The sequence below is a fragment of the Polaribacter sp. KT 15 genome, assembly GCF_900143115.1.
Taxonomy (GTDB): domain Bacteria; phylum Bacteroidota; class Bacteroidia; order Flavobacteriales; family Flavobacteriaceae; genus Polaribacter; species Polaribacter marinaquae.
Window position 1 is genome coordinate 2,611,383 of record NZ_LT670850.1, and the last position, 19,818, is coordinate 2,631,200.

General features: G+C 29.0%; 20 protein-coding genes. 10 read left to right on the top strand and 10 right to left on the bottom strand.

Translation table 11 applies throughout. From position 1 onward, the window contains the following. On the bottom strand, window positions 1–297 hold the full coding sequence (locus B5464_RS11615; protein ID WP_077808889.1) for a putative quinol monooxygenase: 297 nt from the start codon (window positions 295–297) through the stop codon (window positions 1–3). 3 nt (window positions 298–300) lie between these two features. Then, a complete protein-coding gene (locus B5464_RS11620) occupies window positions 301–1,161 on the bottom strand; it encodes an S-adenosyl-l-methionine hydroxide adenosyltransferase family protein (protein WP_077808890.1) in 861 nt (286 codons plus the stop codon). Window positions 1,162–1,290: 129 nt separating this feature from the next. Between B5464_RS11620 and B5464_RS11625 the strand changes: the two genes are divergently transcribed. From B5464_RS11625 to B5464_RS11650, 6 genes are all read left to right on the top strand, one after another. Then, window positions 1,291–2,244, top strand: a complete 954-nt coding sequence (locus B5464_RS11625; RefSeq protein WP_077808891.1) for a PhoH family protein — start codon at window positions 1,291–1,293, stop codon at window positions 2,242–2,244. 3 nt (window positions 2,245–2,247) lie between these two features. Then, window positions 2,248–2,868, top strand: coding sequence for a hypothetical protein (locus tag B5464_RS11630; RefSeq protein WP_079738489.1), 621 nt, complete (start codon window positions 2,248–2,250; stop codon window positions 2,866–2,868). A gap of 46 nt (window positions 2,869–2,914) precedes the next feature. Beyond that, window positions 2,915–3,865, top strand: coding sequence for a phosphoribosylaminoimidazolesuccinocarboxamide synthase (locus tag B5464_RS11635; RefSeq protein WP_079738490.1), 951 nt, complete (start codon window positions 2,915–2,917; stop codon window positions 3,863–3,865). 117 nt (window positions 3,866–3,982) lie between these two features. Then, window positions 3,983–5,170: an enoyl-ACP reductase FabV gene (fabV, locus tag B5464_RS11640; RefSeq protein ID WP_079738491.1), complete on the top strand. Its 1,188-nt coding sequence runs from the start codon at window positions 3,983–3,985 to the stop codon at window positions 5,168–5,170. 104 nt (window positions 5,171–5,274) lie between these two features. Beyond that, window positions 5,275–5,757: a hypothetical protein gene (locus B5464_RS11645; RefSeq protein ID WP_077808895.1), complete on the top strand. Its 483-nt coding sequence runs from the start codon at window positions 5,275–5,277 to the stop codon at window positions 5,755–5,757. Next, entirely contained in the window at window positions 5,750–6,115 is a 366-nt protein-coding gene (locus B5464_RS11650; protein WP_079738492.1) for a glyoxalase, read from the top strand. The genes B5464_RS11645 and B5464_RS11650 overlap by 8 nt, the downstream gene beginning before the upstream one ends. A gap of 55 nt (window positions 6,116–6,170) precedes the next feature. Here B5464_RS11650 and B5464_RS11655 read toward each other — a convergent pair whose 3' ends face one another. Together B5464_RS11655 and B5464_RS11660 are read right to left on the bottom strand one after the other, a co-directional pair. Next, window positions 6,171–6,971, bottom strand: coding sequence for a TerC family protein (locus tag B5464_RS11655; RefSeq protein ID WP_079738493.1), 801 nt, complete (start codon window positions 6,969–6,971; stop codon window positions 6,171–6,173). A 93-nt stretch (window positions 6,972–7,064) separates the two neighbouring features. Next, complete coding sequence (locus B5464_RS11660) at window positions 7,065–7,835, bottom strand: sulfite exporter TauE/SafE family protein (protein WP_079738494.1); 771 nt, start codon at window positions 7,833–7,835, stop codon at window positions 7,065–7,067. Between the two features lie 54 nt (window positions 7,836–7,889). On the opposite strand from B5464_RS11660, the gene acs reads away from it, so the two are divergent. Continuing rightward, a complete protein-coding gene (acs, locus tag B5464_RS11665; protein ID WP_079738495.1) occupies window positions 7,890–9,797 on the top strand; it encodes an acetate--CoA ligase in 1,908 nt (635 codons plus the stop codon). A gap of 62 nt (window positions 9,798–9,859) precedes the next feature. Here acs and B5464_RS11670 read toward each other — a convergent pair whose 3' ends face one another. Genes B5464_RS11670 through B5464_RS14370 form a run of 4 tightly spaced genes read right to left on the bottom strand, consistent with a single transcriptional unit; the run spans window position 9,860 to window position 14,110 of the window. Continuing rightward, on the bottom strand, window positions 9,860–12,487 hold the full coding sequence (locus tag B5464_RS11670; RefSeq protein WP_079738496.1) for a carboxypeptidase-like regulatory domain-containing protein: 2,628 nt from the start codon (window positions 12,485–12,487) through the stop codon (window positions 9,860–9,862). A 6-nt stretch (window positions 12,488–12,493) separates the two neighbouring features. Then, window positions 12,494–13,195, bottom strand: a complete 702-nt coding sequence (locus B5464_RS11675; RefSeq protein WP_079738497.1) for a GLPGLI family protein — start codon at window positions 13,193–13,195, stop codon at window positions 12,494–12,496. 4 nt (window positions 13,196–13,199) lie between these two features. After that, window positions 13,200–13,895, bottom strand: a complete 696-nt coding sequence (locus tag B5464_RS11680) for a GLPGLI family protein (RefSeq protein ID WP_172830881.1) — start codon at window positions 13,893–13,895, stop codon at window positions 13,200–13,202. Between the two features lie 50 nt (window positions 13,896–13,945). Then, window positions 13,946–14,110 carry a hypothetical protein gene (locus B5464_RS14370; protein ID WP_154066966.1) on the bottom strand — a complete coding sequence of 55 codons (165 nt, stop codon included), beginning with the start codon at window positions 14,108–14,110 and terminating at the stop codon, window positions 13,946–13,948. Window positions 14,111–14,445: 335 nt separating this feature from the next. Here B5464_RS14370 and B5464_RS11685 point away from each other — a divergent pair, with 335 nt between their 5' ends. Together B5464_RS11685 and B5464_RS11690 are read left to right on the top strand one after the other, a co-directional pair. Then, window positions 14,446–16,212 carry an ABC transporter ATP-binding protein gene (locus tag B5464_RS11685; protein ID WP_079738499.1) on the top strand — a complete coding sequence of 589 codons (1,767 nt, stop codon included), beginning with the start codon at window positions 14,446–14,448 and terminating at the stop codon, window positions 16,210–16,212. Between the two features lie 19 nt (window positions 16,213–16,231). Beyond that, window positions 16,232–16,999, top strand: coding sequence for a DUF6503 family protein (locus B5464_RS11690; protein WP_079738500.1), 768 nt, complete (start codon window positions 16,232–16,234; stop codon window positions 16,997–16,999). On the opposite strand, the gene B5464_RS11695 is transcribed toward B5464_RS11690, so the two are convergent. Both B5464_RS11695 and B5464_RS11700 read right to left on the bottom strand, forming a co-directional pair. Then, on the bottom strand, window positions 17,000–17,548 hold the full coding sequence (locus tag B5464_RS11695; protein ID WP_079738501.1) for an NUDIX domain-containing protein: 549 nt from the start codon (window positions 17,546–17,548) through the stop codon (window positions 17,000–17,002). A gap of 63 nt (window positions 17,549–17,611) precedes the next feature. Further along, window positions 17,612–18,700 (bottom strand): M42 family metallopeptidase, encoded by a 1,089-nt coding sequence (locus B5464_RS11700; protein WP_077808907.1) that lies wholly within the window; start codon window positions 18,698–18,700, stop codon window positions 17,612–17,614. 150 nt (window positions 18,701–18,850) lie between these two features. On the opposite strand from B5464_RS11700, the gene B5464_RS11705 reads away from it, so the two are divergent. Next, entirely contained in the window at window positions 18,851–19,741 is an 891-nt protein-coding gene (locus tag B5464_RS11705) for an ATP-binding cassette domain-containing protein (protein ID WP_079738502.1), read from the top strand. The last annotated feature ends 77 nt before the right edge of the window (window positions 19,742–19,818 follow it).

The window sequence follows — 19,818 nt, forward strand, 5'->3', positions numbered from 1 at the left end:
TTAAATTAGTGATACTTTTTTGTCTACACTCCAAGCAGCAGGTTTATCGTTAAAAAAAACTTTTGTTTTTGCCCAAACATCTTTAAAAAGTGCCGAGTTTCTGTAGTTTTCTAAATCTTGTTCTTCGTTCCAATAAGAATATGTAAAAAAGATATCTGGGTTGTTTTTATCTTGATATAATTCTAATAATTGGCAACCTTTAGAACCTCTTATAAATTCTTTTTTTTCTTCAAAAATTGATAAAAAAGTAGGTATGTGTTTCTGATGAAAACTCATCTTTACAATTCTTACAAACATAGTTTAGTTTAAAGTGGTAAATTCTTGTTTTGGCTCGTTAATAAAATTTATGGTAACAGTATCTCGATATGCCAGACCTAATAAAGAGCAGGCGCCACCAACAGTATCTAAATTGCTTCTGTAAATTGCAATTTCTATATAATTTGCAGAGTTAAAAATGGCTAATTTATGACCTTCGTATTGTTGATTACTGTAAGCGCTGTTAGACGCAACTTCGTTATATTTAGAAAACACTTTTGTAAACTTATGTTTTTTAGCATTGATTTCGAAATTTCTTCCTTTACCAATTTCTTGAAACATTTTTTTACTAATATTTGTAATTACATTTCCGTAGTTGTCTATATAAACGATGCCACCAATAATTTGATCTTGTAATTGATTTACTTTTGGCTGTATTTCTATAATTGTTTTATATTCTGATATTTCTCTTCCTATTACTGTTAAATTTCCGCCACGAGCAATAAAGCAAGCAACTTGTACAAAAACTTCTAAAACCGGAAAACTACTTTCTATTCTATCATGAATTGTGATTTCTACAATTTTTGTTGGCTTAAATTCTGCAACGATCATCGAAATAATTCCGTTGTCTGGGCACACAAAATAATGACCATCTAATTCTAACGCAATGTGCTTGTTTTCTTCACTTAATTCAGAATCTACACCAATTACATGCACGGTTCCTTTGGGAAAACTTTTGTAAGAATTCTTTAGAATATACGCAGTTTCTGTAATGTTAAATGGTGAAATTTCATGTGTGATATCAACAATTTTTGCATCTGGAAGTTCAGAGTAAATAGCCCCTTTTACAGCACCTACAAAGTGATCTTTCGTTCCGAAATCTGTGGTTAAAGTAATTAGAGACATTAATTTTTTAGCTGTTAATTAATTGTGTAAAAGTTGTTAACTATTTAACGCAAATCTAATCATTTTAGGAATTTTATTCGCTATTTTTAGTTGAAATAAAATTGATATCAATCTATAAAAAATAAACATTTGAACGAACGCATTATAGAGCTAGAAGAAATAAACCCAAAAGACTTTTTTGGGGCACATAATAGTACCATAGAACAATTAAAAAGGTATTTTCCGAAGATAAAAATCGTCGCAAGAGGATCTAAAATGAAAATTTACGGCGAGTCTGAACTTTTAGACGAGTTTGAAATTCGATTAGACCGATTGATAAAATACTATAACCGCTATAATAAATTAGATGAAAATAGTATCGAGCGTATTTTAACATCTAACGGAAACGAAGAAAAAACAAGTGCTTCTAAAAAAGCAAAAGATGTTTTGGTGCATGGTGTTAGCGGTAGATTAATTAAAGCGCAAACAGAAAACCAGCGTAAAATGGTTTCTTTAATGGCCAAAAATGATATGTTATTTGCTGTTGGTCCTGCAGGAACAGGTAAAACATATACCGCAGTTGCTTTGGCTGTAAAAGCTTTAAAAGAAAAAGAAGTACGTAGAATTATTTTAACAAGACCTGCTGTAGAATCTGGCGAGAATTTAGGTTTTTTACCAGGAGATTTAAAAGAAAAATTAGATCCTTATATGCAACCTTTATATGATGCATTAAGAGATATGATTCCGCATGAAAGGTTAGAATCTCATTTAGAAAAAGGAGTTATTCAAATTGCGCCTTTAGCATTTATGAGAGGTAGAACCTTAGACAATGCTTTTGTAATTTTAGATGAGGCACAAAATACTACTCACAATCAAATGAAAATGTTTTTAACCAGAATGGGTAAAAACGCAAAGTTTATAATTACCGGCGATCCTGGGCAAATAGATTTACCAAGAAAACAAGTTTCTGGTTTAAAAGAATCTTTATTAGCTTTAAAAGATATTGAAGGTATTGCACAAGTTTATTTAGACGATAAAGATGTTGTAAGACACAGATTGGTTAAGAGAATTATTTCTGCTTACAAAAGCATAGAAACAGAATAGATAATGATAAAAATAGAAAAAGATAAACTAGGTTTACAAGACTATTTTTACATTGGATATTTATATTTAATAATCTTAGGAATTGTTAGTGACGCTATTTTTTACGGAATTTTTGGTGTTACCTATCTTAATTACACAACCATTTTAGATGCTTTAATATCTCCTATAAGTTTGCTTGCAAATAACTGGGTTTTATCTCTTGTACTAATTTTTATGTTTGGTTTGTTGTATTTATATTTAACTAGATGGATGCCCAAATTGTATAAATACTTTAGAGTAAAAAAATGGTATCAAAAGATATATAATATAGAAAAATGGGATAAGAGATATGCTAAAATGGGAGACAAAAATAACCTGTTGCCAGCGTTAATGTTTTTGTTTTTTTTACTTTTTGTTTCTATGAGAACCGGTATGGGCATCGGTATGAAACATAAATATCAATCTAAAGAAATTATCCCAAATTATACGCTTGTTTTTAAAGACAACCAACAATTAGATGTTAGAAAAATAGGGCAGAATTCGGCCTATTTTTTCTATTTTATTCCAGGTGAAACAGAAATTACAGCAACACCAATTAGTGATAATTTAAAGCAAATAAAACGTTTAAAAAAGAAGAAAAAATAACTTTTTAAATTACTATTTTTGCACACTTAACAACACAACAACTAAAATGAATACAATTAACGAAACTAATTTTCAGTTTCCGAATCAGAAATCTGTTTACAAAGGAAAAGTAAGAGAAGTTTATAATATAGATAATGAACTTTTGGTAATGATAGCCACAGATAGATTATCTGCATTTGATGTTATTTTACCAAGACAAATTCCGTTTAAAGGTCAGATTTTAAATCAAATTGCAACCAAAATGATGAATGATACCGCAGATATTGTTCCGAATTGGTTACTTGCAAATCCAGATGAAAATGTAGCCGTTGGTCATTTATGTGATCCTTTTAAAGTAGAAATGGTTATAAGAGGTTATGTTTCTGGGCACGCGGCAAGAGAATATAAATTAGGTAAAAGAATGCTTTGTGGTGTAAAAATGCCAGAAGGTTTAAAAGAAAACGATAAATTTCCAGAACCTTTAATTACACCTTCTACAAAGGCAGATAACGGCGAGCATGACGAAGATATTTCTAGAGAAGACATTTTAGCGAAAGGAATTGTTTCTGAAGAAGATTACATCGTCTTAGAAAATTACACAAGAGCTTTATTTAAAAGAGGAACTGAAATTGCGGCAAAAAGAGGCTTAATTTTAGTAGATACTAAATATGAATTTGGTAAAACGAAAGATGGTAAAATTGTTTTAATTGATGAAATTCATACACCAGACTCTTCTCGTTATTTTTATGCTGAAGGATACCAAGAAAGACAAGATAATAACGAACCACAAAAACAATTGTCTAAAGAATTTGTAAGACAATGGTTAATAGAAAACGGTTTTCAAGGTAAAGAAGGACAAGCAATACCAGAAATGAATGATGAAAAAATCATCGAAATTTCTAATAGATATATAGAATTATACGAACAAATTACCGGAGAAGCTTTTACAAAAGCTACTACAGATAATGTTCTAAATAGAATAGAAAATAATGTGTTGAAGTTTTTAGCTTCAAAATAAATCATCTCAAATTAAGTTAGATGTAAAAGCAAACAAAATCACTTGTTTAGGCAAAAATTATGTCAATTCGAGTGATTTCTTTTAGTTAACTTTACATAGAGAACAAACAAACAACAAATGATTATAGAACCAAGAACAAGAGGATTTATATGTTTAACATCTCACCCAACAGGTTGTGAGCAAAACGTAGTCAATCAAATAGAATATATAAAGTCGAAAGGAAAAATAGACGGAGCAAAAAAAGTATTGGTAATTGGTGCCTCTACAGGTTTTGGTTTGGCATCTAGAATAACCAGTGCATTTGGTTCTGATGCAGCAACAATTGGCGTTTTCTTTGATAAACCAGCTACAGAAGGTAGACCAGGTTCACCAGGATATTACAACACAGCAGCATTTGAAAAACATGCACACCAAGCAGGTTTGTATGCAAAAAGTATTAATGGCGATGCATTTTCTAACGAAATAAAAGAAGAAGTTGTAAATCTAATTAAAGAAGATTTAGGGCAAGTAGATTTGGTAATTTACAGTTTAGCATCACCAGTTAGAAAACACCCAAATACTGGTAAAAGATTTAAATCAGTATTAAAACCAATCGGAGAAGTTTTTACAAACAAAACTGTAGATTTTCATACAGGTAAAGTATCAGAAATTTCTATAAATCCGGCAGAAGGTGAAGACGTAGAAAATACCGTAACCGTAATGGGAGGTGAAGATTGGAAAATGTGGATGGATGCTTTAAGTAAAGAAAATTTATTAGCAGAAGGTGCTACAACAGTTGCATATTCTTACATTGGCCCAGAAGTAACAAAGCCAGTATATAGAAACGGAACAATTGGTGCAGCTAAAGATCATTTAGAAGCAACAGCTTTTACAATTGCAGAAGATTTAAAAGCAATTAACGGTAATGCTTATGTTTCTGTTAACAAAGCATTGGTTACACAAGCAAGTTCTGCAATACCTGTAATACCTTTATATATATCTTTGTTATTTAAAATAATGAAAGAAAACGGAACTCACGAAGGCTGTATCGAACAAATTCAGCGTTTGTATAGCGAACGTTTATTTGGTGGTGATTTAGACTTGGATGAAAAAGGCAGAATTAGAATTGATGATTTAGAAATGAAAGAAGAAGTACAAGCTGCAATTGCAGAACTTTGGAAAGATGCTACATCAGAAAATTTAGCTGAAATTGGAGATTTAAAAGGTTACAGCGACGAGTTTTTTAATTTATTCGGATTTAAAGTAGACGGAGTAGATTACGACGCAGATGTAAATGAAATGGTACAAATACCAAGTATTAAATAAATAATAATTACCAATTTTATTGGTTAAATTTTACAAATAATACCTTACAATTTAATTTTGTGAGGTATTATTTTTTTATCTTGTAGTTAAATTTTTTAAAACTTATGAAAGCAGTTACTATTAAGCAACTTAAAGATGAATTGTCGCATAAATCTGCCTCAGATTTAAAAGATTTATGCCTGCATTTGGCTCGATTTAAAAAAGAAAACAAAGAATTACTTACCTATTTATTATTCGAATCTCATGATGAAGAATCTTTTATAGCAACGATAAAAGAAGAAGTAGATTTACAGTTTAGCGAAATTAATACGAAGAGTTTTTTTTACATAAGAAAAAGTGTTCGAAAAATATTAACATCAATCAAAAAACACATTCGTTATTCTAAGAAAAAAGAAACAGAAGTAGAGTTGTTACTGTATTTTTGTAAAAAATTAAAAGCTTTTAAACCTTCTATAAAAAGAAGTACGCGTTTACAAAGTGTTTTTGATACACAGGTAAGAATGATAAAAAAAGCTTTAGAAAAACTACATGAAGATTTACAATACGATTTTCAATTAGAATTAAACGAATTATTAGAAAATGAGTAGAACAAGACCTGTATTAGAAAACTTAATAACAGATAATATGTCTGAAGCAGAAGTTTTTCAAAATAAAACTTTACGACCTATTATAAAAATGCAACACAATTTGTTAATTGTGTTTTTTAAGAGTTATTTAAAGAAAAGAAAAATTGATTTTTCTGTTTTAACAGCTCAAAAGAAAAGAAGTAGAGTAAAAGCTATTTTTACAAAAGACATCAATTTTAAAAACCTAAATCTAGGTTTAATTATTGGAGATTTTTCGATGGAAGAATATGCGTTTTACGATGAAAATTCATCAGAATTAAATAGAAGAATTTTACAGATAATTGCGCAAAGAATTCAAGATAGCTTAGATGAAATCTAAAAAAAAAAGGTGTTTGTAATTTTACAAACACCTTTTTTTAAATATAAATTTAAAATTATTGCTTCTTTTGAGCTGCTAATAATTTTTTCTGATATTTTCCTTGAACTACATCAACAATTACCAATACCGCTAATACAAAGTAAAAAGTAGTTTTACTCATTGGTACAATTTCGTTACCAAAAAGTTTAATATGTGCTAAATGTCCGCCTTCTGTAACTAACATTATTCCGACAATAAAAAGAATAAATAAACCCAATACTTCGTACATTCTGTTTTTTGCTAAAAAGCTAGAAATTCTATCAGCTAAAAATAACATTAGCAAACCACTAATTACAATAGCAATGGCCATTACAATAAAAGCGGTTGTAGAGTTTTCGATTTCACTAGTTAAACCAATTGCAGCTAAAATAGAATCGAAAGAAAAAACAAGATTCATAATTACAATACTTGTTATAACTGCATTAGCAGATTTAGCTCTTTTAGAATCACCTTCAATATCGTCACCTAAATTGTTAGTACCAATCATGTGCCAAATTTCTTTAATCGCAGTATAGATAATAAAACCACCACCTAATAAAACAATGATGCTGTGACCATTAAATTCAAAATGAACAATATCTTTTATTTCACCAGTTAAAAAAGAAAAAGGTTCTTGAAAAAAATCAATAATAGATACTAAAACAAAAAGCAATACAATTCTTAAAACAATTGCTATTAAGATTCCTGTTTTTCTAACTTTTTTTTGATCTGCTACCGGCGCTTTTTTAGATTCTAAAGAAATATAAAGTAGGTTATCGAAACCAAGAACTGCTTGTAAAAGCACAAGCATAATTAATGTAAAAATTACTTCTAACATAGTTTTTTATTGTTTAATAAGTATGAAGTTCAAATATATTTGGATTGTAGAAAATACACAATTAATATTCGATTTACTTTTAACATTATAGTTTTAGGTAAATAAATGTTTAACTAGAATCCTAATACTTACAAAAGCAATTAAAATAGCAGTTGCCTTTTTAAGTTGCATAGGTTTAAGAATTGTTGCGCTTAATCTGCTTCCTATTTGTCCGCCAATAAAAACCGTAATTAATAAAATAGAAGTTAATTGCCAATCGATATTAAAATCTGGATTAGAATATTGCCCAATTAAACCAGCAATAGAGTTTACTAAAATAAATACACTAGCTGTAGCTGCAATTTTTTTAGGCGTATTCCAATTTGTAAGATGTAAAAGTGGTGCTAAGAAAATGCCTCCGCCAATACCAACCATTCCAGAAATAAAACCGATAAAACCACCAAAGCCTGCATTTTTTAGAAAATTAGACTCTTTAAATTTAGCATCAGAAGAAATTATTTTTTTTGAAATCCACATAGTTATTGCTGCAAAAAGAAGTGTAAAACCCAAAAGAATAAAAAAGAAATTCTGACTTATTTTTAGTTTTCCACCGAGAAATGCAAACGGAATACTTAAGAGAATTAAAGGCACTATTTTTTTCCATTCTATTTGTTTCTGCTGTTGAAATAATAAAACATTACTGGTAACAACAACAATGTTGCAAAGTAAAGCAGTTGCTCTAATTTGTGTAAATGCAATGCTTGTTAAAGCTAAAATTGCTAAATAACTAGAACCGCCACCAAAACCAACAGCTGCATATAATATTGCCACCGAAAAAAACAGAATTATTACAGGTAAGTTTGTTAAAATTAAATCAAATTCCATAAAGCAAATATAATTTTCTATTTTTAGAAAGAATTATACTTAGCAAAACTTATTATGAGTAATTACCACATAAAACATTTAGAAGAATACTATCAAGTATACAGAAAGTCTATTAGAGAGCCAGAAAGTTTTTGGGAAGAAATAGCCGAAGAGCATTTTATTTGGCGAAAAAAATGGGATAAAGTTCTAGAGTGGGATTTCTCGAAACCAGAAATAAAATGGTTTCAAGGTGCTAAATTAAATATTACAGAAAATTGTATTGATAGACATTTGGCAACTCGAGGAGATAAAACTGCCATTTTATTTGAGCCAAATAATCCAGATGAAGCTGCAGAACATATTACTTATAACCAATTGCACAAGAGAGTAAATCAGTTTGCAAATGTGTTAAAAGAGCAAGGTATACAAAAAGGAGATCGAGTTTGTATTTATGTGCCGATGATACCAGAGTTGGCAATTGCAACTTTAGCATGTGCCAGAATTGGCGCAATACATTCTGTAGTTTTCGCAGGTTTTTCTGCAACAGCATTGGCAACAAGAATAAATGATTCTGATTGTAAAATGGTAATTACTGCTGATGGATCTTATAGAGGCTCAAAAACCATAGACTTAAAAGGAATTGTTGATGAAGCTTTAGAAAATTGTACTTGTGTAGAAAGTGTTTTAGTTGCAAAAAGAATTCAATCTAATATATCGATGAAATCTGATAGAGATAAATGGTTACAACCTTTGTTAGATAATGCTTCTGATGTTTGTGAGGCAGAGGTAATGAATGCCGAAGACCCGTTATTTATTTTATACACTTCTGGTTCTACAGGAACGCCAAAAGGAATGGTGCATACTACTGCAGGATATATGGTTTATGCTGCTTATACTTTTAAAAATGCATTTCAATACAGAGAAAATGATGTGTATTGGTGTACCGCAGATATTGGTTGGATTACCGGACATTCTTATATTGTTTATGGTCCGTTAGCAAACGGTGCAACAACTGTTATGTTTGAAGGTGTACCAAGTTATCCAGATTTTGGTAGGTTTTGGCAAATTGTAGAAAAGCATAAGGTAAATCAGTTTTATACAGCGCCAACAGCAATTAGAGCATTGGCAAAACAAGGAACAGAATTGGTAGATAAATATGATTTGTCTTCGTTAAAAGTTTTGGGTTCTGTTGGTGAACCCATAAATGAAGAAGCATGGCATTGGTATAATGATAATGTTGGTAAAAAGAAAAGTCCGATTATAGATTCTTGGTGGCAAACAGAAACTGGCGGAATCATGATTACACCAATTCCGTATGTTACACCTACAAAACCAACCTATGCAACATTACCTTTTATAGGTATTCAGCCAGCTTTAATGGATGAAAACGGACAAGAATTAAAAGGAAATCAAGTAGAAGGAAGGTTGTGTATAAAATTTCCTTGGCCAAGTATTGCGAGAACTATTTGGGGAAATCATCGACGATATAAAGAAACCTATTTTTCTGCTTTCGAAAATAACTATTTTACAGGCGATGGCGCCTTAAGAGACGAAGTTGGTTATTATCGAATAACTGGTAGAGTAGATGATGTTATTATTGTTTCTGGACATAATTTAGGAACTGCACCAATAGAAGATGCTATAAACGAGCATCCGGCAATTGCCGAATCTGCTATTGTTGGTTTTCCGCACGATATTAAAGGAAGTGCTTTATACGGTTATATTACTTTAAAGGATGCCGGAGAATATAGAAATCATGATAATCTTAAAAAAGAAATCAACCAATTAATTGCAGACAGAATTGGACCAATCGCAAAATTAGATAAAATTCAATTTTCAGAAGGATTGCCAAAAACACGTTCAGGAAAAATTATGCGTCGTATTTTACGTAAAATTGCAGCTAATGAAATGGATAACTTAGGCGATACAAGTACATTGTTAAATCCGGAAGTTGTACAAAGTATTATTGATAATAGAATGTAAACTAATTTCTAGTAAGTTTTTTTTTATTATATAGGTGATTTCTGAATTAAAGATTTACAAAATTATAATTTATAGATTGCCTTTATAACAAATGTTCTAGGGAAAACAAAAGTTCTTCTTTCAGAAAATAAATTTGAAAATAAAGTAGAATTTAATTTAGAAATATTGTTGCCAATATTTGTGCCTAATAATTCAAAGCCCCAAGGACTATTTTCTTTTTGATAAAAAAAGGAAGCATTTAATTCGTTAAACGAATTGGTGTTTTTAGTAGCGTTATTTTTATAAAAATTATACAAATATTCAGTTTTAAATTTCCAATTTTCGTACTCATAATCTACAGCAACATCTAAATTAGATAAATTAGAGATAGCACTAAATAAAGAGTTTGTGTTGTCTTTATGTGTTTGAGAATATGAAAAATCTATATTTGGTTTATTATCATAAACAGTTCTAAAACTGGCTCGGGTTAAAAATGAATTATTATTAGACTTAATTTTATTATTGTTTATAAATGTTGCGTAATTGGAATTTGTATATTCTGTTAATACAGTAGCTTTCCAGTATTTATAATTGTAAACAACTCTAAAATTTGTAGTTAAAGATTTGTTGGGAGTATCAATGTTAATAGGATTAATAACATTAAAAATAGTTGAAGTGTTAAAAATATTCTGGACTTGATTATTTCTTATCTTATAATAAATACTTGGGTAAAAACTCCAACCATAGGTTTTGTAATTTCTATAACTTAAACTAACAAAGTGATAAAAAGTTTCTTTTAAATCCGTGTTACCAGTATAGATATTATTGTAATTATTTAAAATATTATTAGAAATTAATTGTCTTGTGCTCGGAAATGTATTTGTAAGGTTGTATTTAAAGATAAGCTTCTTTCTATTAGTAATATCCCAATCTATTTCAATTTTAGGTAGTAGTAAATTAGATTGATAAGAGCTGTTGTTATTAAGGTCTAAACTTGTTCTGTAGTAATTTTGATATTTTAATTCTGCCGTAAAAATAGCATCACCAATTAATTTTTTATATAAAATACTTGTAAAAATAGTAAATTGGTTGTGTTTTAGATTATTAGAGAAATTACTAATAGTTATATTATCTTGTAATAAATTACTCTTAAATTTATTTTGTTCGAAATTATTACCAACATTAAAATAAAGATGATTCACATTATCTAATATCCAAAAGTGCTTTAAAGCCACATTATATTCAAACTTTTCAGTTGAAGATTTTTTTAGAACATTTATACTTTCTTTCTCATTGATAGGAATATTATTTGGGAAAATATTAGTGTTTGTTAACCAATTTGTGGAATCATCAATTTTATTAAAATTAAAATTTACAATTGCTTGTGATGTATGGTAAGTAGAAAACTTTTTTTCTGCTTTTAAATAAGAATTTATTTTATCAGAATTAATTAAATTATTTTCATTAAAGTTTATTACAGAATTAGCTAAATCTCTATTGTTTTCGATGGTTTGGTTTATCGAAGTTGTTTCAAATTTTGTGTAATATTTAATTCTTGTATTTTCTTCTGGTTTATATAAGAATTGTATTTTCCCTAAGAATAAATTCTGATTATTACTTTCATCTTCTCGCAATCTTTCAGTAATATTATCTATTAAATAATTTCTAAAATTCTCTACACGACCATTTGTTTTATCTGATAGTGCAATTAAAAAAGAACTAATACTCAATTTTTCGTTTTTAGCATGTTGCATGTTAAAACCACCAAATTTGTGTTTACTAGCTGTAAAATTTTGATTTCGTAATAATTTTACAACCGGAGATTGAATTACTTCTTTTAAGTTATTCATGTCTAAACCACCATCAAAATTTATATAATCTCTCAAAGTAAAAGATTTTCTATTTGTATTGTTAAAATCTCCAATAAAACTATAATTAGTTTTTGGGCTGTATTTAAAAATTGCAGGGTGTAAAACATATCTGTTTTTAATACCTAAACCTGCCTCTATATCTCCAAACACAAACTTTTTTTTGTCTTCTTTTAAGCTAATGTTCATGGCAATTTCATCAGATTTTTCGAGACCTTTCATAAAAGCATTTTCATGATAATCTTCTATAACATCTATTTTGGCAATTACATCTGCTGGTATGTTGTTTACCGCCAATTTTGTGTCTCCTGTAAAAAACTTTTTATTATCTACTAAAAGTGTCGTTACTTTTTTACCTTTTACAGTAACATTGCCTTTTCTATCTACTTCTACGCCAGGTAATTTTTTTAAAACTTGTTTTAGTTTACGTTCTTTACCATTTGTAAAAGCATCTGTATTATATGTGGTAGTGTCTTTTCTAATTCTTACAGGAATTTTATATTTAATAACAATTTCTTCTAATTTATTGGGGTCTTCCTTTAAAATAAAATTAATAATACTATCTTTTTTAGGAGTGTTTAAAGTTTCTTTTCTAGTTATAAAACCCATAAAACTTATAGAGGTATTATAAGTTGTGTTCTTTGTAAGTGATAAAGTATAATTGCCTAAATTATCACTAACGTTATGGGCTAATTTACCTTTATTGTTAGGGAAAGCTAAAATATTTGCGCCAGTTAATGGTTTGTTATTTTCATCTAAAATTTTACCTTTTATTACTATTTGTGAAGAAATAGCACAAGAAAAGTTTAATATAAAAAATAAAATTAGATGTGGTTTTTTCATGATTTTTTAGTCTATAGTAACTTTTCTAACATCTCTCATTAATCTTATTTTCTCATTTACATCTATATTTTTTCCTTTCTTTAAACTAGGATTTTTTTTTATTTTTTTTGGATTTAAAATGATTTTATCAACTAAATAATGAAAGTTATCTATTTCTAATTTCAAAATTAATCCGGGTAAGCCACCATTACCTATAGGGCCATAAGGCAAGGGTATATCTGTAGTGTACCATGCAATATTAGTAATGTAATTACCAGATCTTGTATTTAATTTTTTATTAACTGCTTTATAGCAAGTGTAACCATCAATAATTTTAATTTCATTAAAGAATTCCCATTCTTTCATTCTAGAGCTATCATTAACAATATATTGTTTACTTAAAATTTCTGTATTATACATAGCATCTTTATTAATACCATTAAATTGATACCAATTTTTGTTGGCACCTGTAGAAATATCAGCAAATTTTGATTTAAATGGGTAAAGAGGTATATTTTTTTCTTTTTTAAAAAAAGATTTTTCTTTATTAAAGTACAAAACATATGAACTTCTATTTACTTCCTCCGTAATTTTTCTAGTCATTTCAGGGTTAGAAGTTTTACGAATTTTTGTTCTTTTTGTTTTGTATGTAATAATTCCGTTTTGACTATGTAGTGCTGTTAAATTTGTTAAAAAAAATAATGTAAAAAAGATGTTTTTTAATTTCATAACGTTAGTCTTTTGTAACTTTTCTTGCTTCTTGCATTAAAAAAACCATTTCTTCTAAGTTTATTTTTTCACCTTCTTTTAAAGTTGGTATTTCAACTTTTTTTGTAGGGTTTAATATAACCTTACTTACCAAATAAGTAACTTTAGTTCCAATTTCTAATTGTAATATTAAACCTGGTAAACCACCATAACCTGCGGGTCCATAAGGTACAGGTATATCAGGTGTATACCAAGCTATATTATTTGACTTAACATTAGTTCTTTTATAAAATATTTCTTTTGTTGCTTTAAAACATATATATCCATCTATAATTTTAGTTTCATTAACAAAAACCCAATTACTCATTTTATCACTATCATCTACGATATAATTAGTGTTTTTAATAAAAGTGTTAAAAAAGTTTTCTTTTTTTAAGTTGTTTAATTGATGTGAATTTTTGTTTGACCTTACTAATACAGAAGCCAATTTAGCTTCTAGTGGATAAATTGGTATATTCTTATCTTTTTGAAAGTAAGATTTTTCTAAATTATAAATTAGTGTGTATTTTGTTCTATTTGCCTCAATAATCATTCTCTTTATCCGTTCACTAACATTAGATTTATTATCAACTACTTTAGTTGTATATTTAATAATTCCTGTTTGAGAAAATATATTTGATACATATAAAACAAATAGCAAAACTGTTATTTTTTTCATCATATTCATTTTTTTTTAAAAAGGGGAAATTGTTTAATTTCCCCATAAATTAATTATAATCCCATGCAATCATTGTATAATGTATCAACGATGAAATCATTAAGAGCTTCATTTGATTCACCATCAACAAAATCTAGAAATTCATCAAGTCCTTCACATGCATATGCAATACAATCATCCTCTGGATCATTATTTTGAATATTTGTATTCGCGTTCATTGTTGTAATACCCGCTATAAATGCAAGTGTTAAAATTACTTTTAAATAATTTGTACTAGATTACAAACCAATATTTGGCGTAAAGTTTAATTTTAAATTGTAATGAAATAAAGCAATTTTTTCTTCTCTTCCACAAAATAATTTTGATAGAAGATATCCAAATGTAAAAAAAAAATGAAACTCACGTTTTTATTTAAGTTAAAGTTTTAATTTATATGTATTTAGGTTTAGAGTAAGTTCTTTCGGTGTAAAACCATTAAGTTTTTTTGTTTATTGTAACTTTGTAAATCTGTCATGCTTTTTCCTTGTGGCATATAAATTGACAACTATTTTTTATGCAACATTTCAAAGAATCAAAAAAAAGTAAAACCAAACCAAAAGTAACCTTAAAACAAGCTTTTAAAACCATTATTTGGCCAAGAAGAAACTTGGTTTTATTAGGTTTGGTATTGATAATAATAAGAAGTCTTTCTGGTTTTGTTTTGCCATTGCAAAGTAAAGTTTTAATGGACGAAGTTGTGCCAAATAAAGAATTTAATCAACTTTATAATTTGGTTTTAATAGTAATTGGCGCAATTTTAGTGCAAGCAATTACTTCATTTTTATTGACAAAAGTATTAAGTATTCAGGCACAATATTTAATATCAGAACTTAGAGCCCAAGTGCAGAAGAAAGTATTGTCTTTACCAATTAGTTTTTTCGATAACACAAAATCTGGCGCTTTAGTATCTAGAATTATGAGTGATGTAGAAGGAGTAAGAAACCTTATTGGTACAGGTTTGGTGCAGTTAATTGGTGGTTCATTTACAGCAATTGTAACACTTGTAATTTTATTAAGAATGAATGTTTGGATGACGCTTTTTACGTTTATTCCGTTATCTATTTTTGGTTTAATTGCTTTAAAATCTTTTAAATATATTCGACCAATATTTAGAGCAAGAGGTAAAATAAATGCAGAAGTAAAAGGTCGATTAACAGAGACTTTAGGAGGCATAAGAGTTATAAAAGCCTTTAATGCAGAACAACAAGAAAGTGAAATTTTTGAAAAAGGAGTGGCAAATATTTACGAAAACGTAAAGAAAAGCATGACGGTTACTGCTTTAATGACAAGTTCTTCAACTTTTTTAATAGGTTTAGCAACCACAGGTGTTATGGGAATTGGTGGATATTATATGATGGAAGGAAGTTTAACTTTTGGAGACTTTATTCAGTTTACATTTCTGTTAGCGTTTATGGTTGCACCAATTGTTCAAATGAGCAATATTGGTAGTCAATTAACCGAAGCATTGGCTGGTTTAGACAGAACAGAAGAGCTAATGAATATGGCTGCGGAAGAAGATAACGAGCATAGAACTATTGTTTTAGATGATGTAAAAGGTGATGTTGTTTTTGAAGATGTTTCGTTTTCTTATGAAGAAGGTAAACAAGTAATAAATAACATTAATTTTAAAGTTCCTGCAGGTTCTGTTACTGCTTTGGTGGGTAGTTCTGGTTCTGGTAAATCTACAATTGCAGGTTTGTCGGCAACATTTTTAAATCCAGCAGCAGGTAAAATCACTATAGATAATAAAGATATGTCTAAGGTTAAATTATCTAGTTTTAGAAAATATTTAGGTGTTGTTTTACAAGATGAATTTTTATTTGAAGGAACCATAAGAGATAATATTTTGTTTCCTAGACCAAACGCTACTAAAGAAGAGTTGCAAAATGCTGTAAAAGCAGCTTATGTAAATGAATTTACAGATCGTTTTGATGATGGTTTAGACACCTTAATTGGTGAAAGAGGTGTGAAATTATCTGGCGGACAAAGACAACGATTGGCAATTGCAAGGGCTATTTTGGCAAATCCTAAAATGATTATTTTAGATGAAGCCACTTCTAGTTTAGATACAGAAAGTGAGGCTTTAATTCAGAAAAGTTTATCAGAATTAGTAAAAGACAGAACCACAATTGTTATTGCACACAGGTTGAGTACTATTAAAAAAGCAGATCAAATTTTGGTGATAGAGGCTGGTGAAATTGCAGAAAGAGGAACGCATGATGAGTTGATTGCTAAAGAAGGTAGATATTTCGATTTGTATACGTATCAATCTAAAATTTAGAAAGTATTAAAAATATATTATGAAAAAATTAGCAGTTGTATTCGTACTTACATTCACAATTGTTTCTTGTAAAAAAGAAGCCAAAAAAGATGTTAAGCAAAAAGAAGTTGTAGAGGTAAAAGAGTCTAAATTTCCTTCGGAATTGCATAAAGTTTTTCAATTTCATGGCGGAATTTCAAATTGGAAATCAAACCATTTATTGTCTTTTAATATAAATGATGAAACGCATACGGTAGCGCTTCAATCTAGAAAAACCGTAATTAATGCACCAAAATATTCTTTGGGTTTTGACGGTAATCAGGTTTGGTTAGATGAAGAAAATGATGGTGATTACAAAGGTAATCCGAAGTTTTATTACAATTTATATTTCTATTTTTATGCAATGCCTTTTGTTTTAGGTGATAACGGAATTGTATATGAAAAAGCAGAAGATTTAGTTTTTGAAAATGTAAAATATCCTGGATTTAAAATTTCTTACAAAGCAAATATTGGTAATTCTTCTAATGATAATTATATTGTATACTACAATCCTGAAACTTATAAAATGGAATGGTTAGCCTACACGGTTACTTTTAATTCTAAGACATCAAGCAATCGTTATAATTTGATAAAATATAAAAAATGGGAAAATGTAAATGGGTTTCTTTTACCAAATGAAATTATTTGGTATGCACAAGACAAAAACGGATTACCAACAAAACCTGTTGGAAATAGTGTAAAATTTACATTACCATTAATTAGTAAAACAAAAATGGCAAATTCATTTTTTGAAAAACCAAAAGGTTAATTATTTCTTGTTTTTAAATTCAATTATTTTATCATAAACCATACAGTAATACGCATGAAATCTTGGTAACAATACGTTTTCAAGGTTTTTTGTGTCCTTTAATACTTTTAAATTGAATAATTTGATGTCATCAACTTCTGCTTCTTGAATTTTTAAAGTTGATAAAGGAGTTTTTAATTCGGCTATAAAAACATGATGATGCTCGTTATCTATAATTCCGTTTAGATGCTTTACTTGATGAATTCTTGTGCCAATTTTAATAAAGTCTTTTTCTTGTAATTTAAGGCCAATTTCTTCAAAAACTTCTCTTTGTGCAGCTACTAAAATAGTTTCTCCTGCGCCTATATGTCCGGCAACAGAAATATCCCATAAACCCGGAAATACTTTTTTTGTCATTGCTCTTTTTTGAAGCAATATTTTGTCATCCGAAGTAAATAACCAGATATGTACAGTGGCATGAAACCAACCGTTTTTATGTGCTTCAGATTTTAAAGCAGTTTTGCCTGTTGATTTTCCTTCTGGTGTTAATATGTCTATGAGTTCGTCCATTTTTAAAAAATTATGAATTACGAATTTGTAATTAAAAATTCGTAATTCATAATTAAAGTATTTTTATTCGAAGTAAGAAAAAGTTTCTCCGTCTTTAATATTTAAAAGTGTTTCGTAAATCATTCTAATTACATTTTCTACATCTTCTCTATGCACCATTTCTACAGTTGTATGCATATATCTTAGTGGTAAAGAAATTAAAGCTGACGCTACACCACCGTTGCTGTAAGCAAAAGCATCTGTATCTGTACCCGTTGCTCTAGAAAGTGCAGAACGCTGAAAAGGGATTTTTTTAGCTTCGGCAGTTTCTGTAATTAAATCTCGTAATTTTTGTTGAACCGCTGGCGCGTAAGCAACAACTGGCCCTTTACCAATTTCTAGTAAACCTGCTTTTTTAGGTTCTATCATTGGTGTAGTTGTATCATGTGTTACATCGGTAACAATTGCAACATTTGGTTTAATGGTTTGTGTAATCATTTCTGCACCACGCAAGCCAATTTCTTCTTGTACAGAGTTTGTAATGTACAATCCAAACGGTAAATCTTTTTTGTTTTCTTTTAATAAACGCGCAACTTCAGCAATCATAAAACCACCCATTCTGTTGTCTAAAGCTCTACAAACAAATTTGTCTCCGTTTAAAATATGAAACTCATCCGGATAAGTAATTACGCAACCAACATGCACACCCAAAGCTTCTACTTCTTCTTTTGTAGCGCAACCTGTATCAATAAAAATATTGTCTGGTTTTGGTGCTTCTTCATTCGATTTGTTTCTTGTATGAATTGCAGGCCACCCAAAAACACCTTTTACAATTCCGTTTTTAGTATGAATATTTACAATTTTACTTGGTGCAATTTGATGGTCTGATCCACCGTTTCTAATTACATAAATTAATCCGTTATCAGAAATATAATTAACATACCACGATATTTCATCTGCATGTCCTTCGATTACAACTTTGTATTTTGCATCCGGATTTATAACACCAACAGCAGAACCATAAGTGTCTGTAATAAATTCATCTACATAAGGTTTTAGATAGTCCATCCAAATTTTTTGACCTTCCCATTCGTAACCAGTAGGAGCCGCATTATTTAAATATTTTTCTAAAAATGTAAGTGAATCTTTATTTAAAATTGATTTTTTAGCCATTATTTATAAATTTATAAAAATTGATTTTTTCTTGATAGATGTAAAAATAATACCATTTTTTAGGATTTCCATTAAAAAAATCACAAAATAGTGTAACAAAAGTGCTTACTTTTACACTAATTACACAACATTAACCAACAAAAAAGTAATATGAAATTAGTTATTAAAAATTTAACCAAAACATATAAAAATGGTGTAAAAGCCATTGATAATTTAAATTTAGAAATTGGCACAGGTATGTTTGGGTTGTTAGGACCAAATGGGGCAGGTAAATCTTCTTTAATGAGAACTATTGCAACATTACAAAGTCCGGATGCTGGTTCGATTACTTTTGGTGATATTAATGTTTTAGAAGACAACATGTCTTTGCGTAAAGTTTTGGGTTATTTACCGCAATCTTTTGGTGTGTATCCTAAAATGTCTGCTGACGAATTGTTAGATTATTTTGCAACTTTAAAAGGAATTGCTAATAAAACAGAAAGAAAAGCAATTGTAAAAGAAGTGTTAGAAATTACCAACTTATACGAAGTAAGGCACAAACATGTTGCAGGTTATTCTGGCGGAATGAAACAGCGTTTTGGTATTGCACAACTGCTTTTAAATAATCCTAAATTAATTATTGTTGATGAGCCAACTGCAGGTTTAGATCCGGCAGAAAGACATCGTTTTTTAAATGTTTTACGTGAAGTTGGTAGCAATTGTACCGTTATTTTTTCTACACATATTGTAGAAGACGTAAAAGAATTGTGTAATGAGATGGCCATTTTAAATGGTGGTAAAATCTTAAAACATAGCACGCCTAAAAAAGCAACAGAAGAATTAGAGAATACTATTTGGACCAAAGTAATCCAAAAAGATGATTTAGAAGAAAACATGAAGTTATACAACGTTTTGTCTAGAAATTTTAATGCTGATGATACGTTAAATATTAGAGTACACGCTTTAGAAAAACCCTCGGATGACTTTGTTAAGGCAACACCACAGCTAGATGATGTGTATTTTATAGCTTTAAAACAAGATGAACCAGTTTTAACCAATTAATAGTTTTTGATGAAGAGTTTTAGTTACAAAACTCAAAAAACAGAATATTTAAAACGAATCGCTTAAAACTATTTTAT